The sequence below is a fragment of the Clostridium sulfidigenes genome (genome assembly GCF_052067195.1).
Taxonomy (GTDB): domain Bacteria; phylum Bacillota; class Clostridia; order Clostridiales; family Clostridiaceae; genus Clostridium_J; species Clostridium_J sulfidigenes.
The window spans coordinates 1-425 of the sequence record NZ_JBQHQR010000046.1; the positions used below are offsets into that span (position 1 = coordinate 1).

Genomic DNA, 425 nt, shown 5'->3' on the forward strand with positions numbered 1-425 from the left:
CCAAAGCTTATCGCAGCTTATCGCGTCCTTCTTCGGCTCCTAGTGCCAAGGCATTCACCATGCGCCCTTTGTAGCTTGACCTATTCATTTACTAATCTTAAGCGATTAAGACTAGATTTTCATTCTACAAAGAATTCAAATTAAAATTCTTGACGAAATTGTTTTATCTTTAAATTTAAAGGTTTAACAATATATTTCACTGTGTAATTTTCAAAGAACATTCAATTTTATTATAAACTTCGAAATTCTGCGTCAACTTCCTCACTCTGGTACTCATTTACCTTAGTAAACTCCGTTCCTCGCTCAGTCGTTTTCTTGACTTTCTCGTTTCTAATAAAATTATTAAGTTTGAGAGTTAATGAACTAATCATTTGGTCTCTCAAAATTAAACAGAGTTAAAGTACCAGTTTGTCATGAAGGATTAA

General features: G+C 32.9%; 1 rRNA gene. It reads right to left on the minus strand.

Going from position 1 to position 425, the window contains the following annotated elements:
• Positions 1–81: ribosomal RNA gene (locus tag ACTNBA_RS19115) — 23S ribosomal RNA — on the minus strand; the annotation flags it as partial.
• Positions 82–425 lie beyond the last annotated feature (344 nt).